The following is a 4,094-nucleotide window of genomic DNA, read 5'->3' as shown; positions in this document are numbered from 1 at the left end:
TGGTGATGCTGGCGCTATTACTCGCCGGAATTCTGAGCTACCGCCTGTTGCCGGTCGCCGCCTTGCCGCAAGTGGATTACCCGATTATTCAGGTGTTCACCTTTAACCCCGGCGCCAGCCCTGATGTGATGGCGCGCACCGTGACTGCGCCGCTCGAACGCAGCCTCGGGCAGATCCCCGGTTTGAAGCAGATGTCGTCCACTAGCTCCACCGGCGCTTCCATCATCACCCTGCAGTTTTCGCTGGAAGTGGATTTGGGTGTGGCCGAGCAGGAAGTGCAGTCCGCACTCAATACCGCCAATAACCTGTTGCCGAATGATCTGCCTACGCCGCCGATTTACCGCAAAGTCAATCCGGCTGATGCACCCATCATGACGCTCGCGGTTACCTCGGCGAGCCTGCCCTTGCCGGAAGTCTACGATCTGGTGAACTCGCGTATGGCGCAAAAACTGGCGCAGTTGCCGGGTGTGGGGATGGTGACTTTGGCGGGAGGCCAGCGCCCGGCGATCCGGATCAAGGTCAACCCCAATGCGCTCGCCAATACCCAGATGAGCCTTGAGCAGGTGCGCAATGCAATCGTCGCCGCCAACACCAACCAACCCAAAGGCAGCTTCGACGGCGCGCAGCGCTCCACCATGCTCGACGCCAATGACCAGATGCGCTCGGTAGAGGAATATCGCGATTTACTCATCAGTTGGCGCGATGGTTCGCCACTGCGTTTGGGCGATTTAGCGACGGTCGAAAACGGTGCTGAAGACCGCTTCCTCGCCGCCTGGGCAAATGACCAACCGGCGGTGTTGATCAACATCCAACGCCAACCCGGCGCCAATGTGATTGACGTGGCGGATAGCGTGCAGGCGCTACTGCCGCAACTGACCGCAACGCTGCCAGCGGCGGTAAATGTGGCCATGCTCAGCGACCGTACCCACAGCATCCGCGCCTCGATCCGCGATGTACAAAAAGAACTGATTTTTGCGATCTGCCTTGTGGTCGCCGTCACCTTCGTTTTTCTGCGCTCGGTGCCCGCCACCATTATCCCCAGCCTCGCGGTGCCACTCTCGTTAGTCGGCACCTTTGCGGTGATGTATTTCCTCGATTTCTCGATCAATAACCTGACCCTGATGGCGCTTACCATCGCCACCGGATTTGTGGTGGACGATGCGATAGTGATGCTGGAAAACGTCGCCCGTCACCGCGAGCAGGGCGAATCGCCGATGAATGCGGCGCTCAAAGGCGCGGGGGAAATTGGGTTTACCTTGGTATCGCTCACCATTTCATTGATCGCGGTGTTGATTCCACTGCTGTTTATGGGTGATCTGGTCGGGCGATTGTTTCAGGAATTTGCGATTACGCTGGCGGTGGCGATTGGTATTTCGCTGCTGGTCTCGCTCACCCTTACCCCCATGATGTGCGCGCGTATGCTCAAACATGCGCCGGTACACAACGATGCCAAACCCGATTTTATGGAGCGGCTGATCGCGAGTTACGGACGTGGTCTGGACAAAGTATTGCAACACCAAACGGCTGCCATGCTGGTGATGATAGGAACGGTGGCGATGACAGCAGGCCTTTACCTCGCCGTACCCAAAGGCTTTTTTCCGATTCAGGACAGCGGTGTAATTCAAGCCGTAACCGAAGCGCCGCAGGATACCTCCTTCAGCGCCATGGCCGAGAAGCAACAAGCGCTAGCAGAATTGATCCTGAAAGACCCGGAAGTCGAAGGGCTTTCATCGTTTATCGGCGTGGACGGCAGCAATATCACCCTCAACTCCGGCCGCTTGCTGATTAACCTTAAGTCACACAATGAACGGGACACCAGCGCCAGCGAGATCATCAACCGCTTACGCGAGCAGATTAAAGGTGTGACTGGCATTACTGCCTGGTTTCAGCCGGTGCAGGAACTGAGCATAGAAGACCGGGTCAGCCGCACCCAATATCAATTCAGCCTGACCACGCCGGATTCGGCGCTGCTCGATGAATGGGTGCCGCGTGTGCTGGAGCGTTTACGGCAAGAACCGGCGCTCGCCGATATCGCCTCCGACCTGCAAAACCGAGGCCTGCAAGCCTATGTGGAGATTGATCGGGACGCTGCGGCGCGCCTTGGTGTGCGGGTGAGTGATATCGCCGGTGCATTGCAAACGGCTTACGGCCAACGGCAAATCGCTACGCTGTTTACCCAAGCCAACCAATATCGCGTGGTGCTGGAAGTTGATCCGGATTATGCGCAAGGGCTGAAGGCACTGGAGAATACCTACATCGCCAGCAGCTCCGGCAAACCGGTCGTGCTGACCACGCTCGCCAAAATCACCCAACGCCCGGCACCACTGTTGATTAATCACCAGAGCCAATTTCCTTCGACGACTATCTCCTTCAATCTCGCGGGCGATGCGTCCCTCGGTGAAGCAATCGATGCGATTGAAGCGGCGCAGGCCGAGTTGGATTTACCCGCTGCATTGGAGCTGCGCTTTCAAGGCGCCGCCGAGGCTTTCCGTGCATCGCTCAGCAACACGCTCTGGCTGGTGCTGGCGGCGATAGTGACCATGTATATAGTGCTGGGGATTTTGTACGAGAGTTTTATTCACCCTGTGACCATTCTTTCCACCCTACCCTCGGCGACTGTAGGTGCTCTGCTCGCCTTATTGCTGACCGGCCAACCACTGGATTTGATTGCGGTGATTGGCGTGGTGCTGCTGATCGGCTTGGTGAAAAAGAACGGCATCATGATGGTGGACTTTGCACTCGAAGCCCAACGCAGCCTCGGCCTCAGCCCGCGCGAGGCGATTCATCGCGCCGCGTTAATGCGCTTTCGCCCGATTTTAATGACCACGCTCGCCGCCTTATTTGGCGCCGTACCGCTGATGCTTGCGAGCGGTTCCGGCGCGGAACTGCGCCAGCCCTTGGGGCTGGTGATGGTGGGAGGGTTGCTGGTAAGTCAGGTGTTAACCTTGTTTACCACGCCGGTGGTGTATTTGTTTTTTGATCGTTGGGTTAACAAAAACCCCACCAACGAATTGATTCCGGAGGAGGTGTAGGTTGCTGGTGAGCTTGCGAACCGCAACATGGCCATACATCCACCCGCACCGAAACCTGATTCAAAGCTCCATTTGGCTTTTGGTTGGCGCGGCAAGATGGTCATGTTGCGGTTCGTTCCTCACCAGCAACCTACGGTAAACCGTTATGTTCATCGCAGATCCCTTTATAAAACGCCCCGTCGCCTCCAGCTTGCTGGCGGTTGGTATCGTCCTGCTTGGGTTATTGGCCTGGCGCATGCTGCCGGTCGCGCCCTTGCCGCAGGTGGATTTCCCCGCCGTGCAAATCTACGCAGGCTTGCCCGGTGCCAGCCCGGAAAGTATGGCGGCAACGGTTGCGACGCCGCTGGAGCGCGCGCTCGGCAGTATTCCCGGCGTGACGGCGATTAACTCCAACTCGACCCAAGGCTCAACCTTTATCTGGGTGGAATTCACTCTCGACCGGGATCTGGATTCCGCCGCGCGCGATGTGCAAGCCGCACTTAACGCCGCCCGTGGCCAGTTGCCTGCGGGTATGCCGGGCAATCCGGGTTATCGCAAAATCAGCCCCTCGCAAGCGCCGATAATGGCGCTCGCGCTCAGCTCACCTAACCTATCGCCCGCAGCTCTGTATGACTCAGCCGCGACCATACTGGCGCAAAAACTGTCGCAGATTAAAGGCGTCGGCCAAGTGGGAATCGACGGCGCTTCCCTGCCCGCCGTGCGTATCCAGCTCAACCCCAATGCCCTCGCCAATTACGGTATCGCCTTGGATGAAGTGCGCAACGCCGTGGCTAACGCCAATGTGATGCGCCCGATTGGCATGCTCGAAGAAAACGACACCCGCTGGCAGGTGCATACCAATGAAAGCCTGCGTTCAGCCAAGGATTACCAGACCCTCGTGATCCGCTACGGCGATGAAGGCGGTGTAGTGCGCCTGCAGGATGTCGCTACCGTTACCGATTCAGTCGAGAACCGCTACACCGATGGTTTCCACAACCAAAGTTCAGCGGTGACCCTGACCGTGAGCCGCCAGACCGGTGCCAATATCGTCGAAACCATAGACGCGATTAACGCCCAACTTCC

General features: G+C 57.9%; 2 protein-coding genes. Both read left to right on the top strand.

From position 1 onward, the window contains the following. The first annotated feature begins 2 nt into the window (after positions 1–2). Complete coding sequence (locus ACWA6V_RS18260) at positions 3–3,032, top strand: multidrug efflux RND transporter permease subunit (RefSeq protein ID WP_449523835.1); 3,030 nt, start codon at positions 3–5, stop codon at positions 3,030–3,032. A gap of 145 nt (positions 3,033–3,177) precedes the next feature. Next, positions 3,178–4,094, top strand: a 917-nt coding sequence (locus ACWA6V_RS18255) for an efflux RND transporter permease subunit (RefSeq protein ID WP_449523834.1), incomplete at its 3' end; no start/stop codon positions are given.

The organism is Cellvibrio sp., from assembly GCF_053579595.1.
This window is presented reverse-complemented; position numbering and strand designations above follow the sequence as displayed.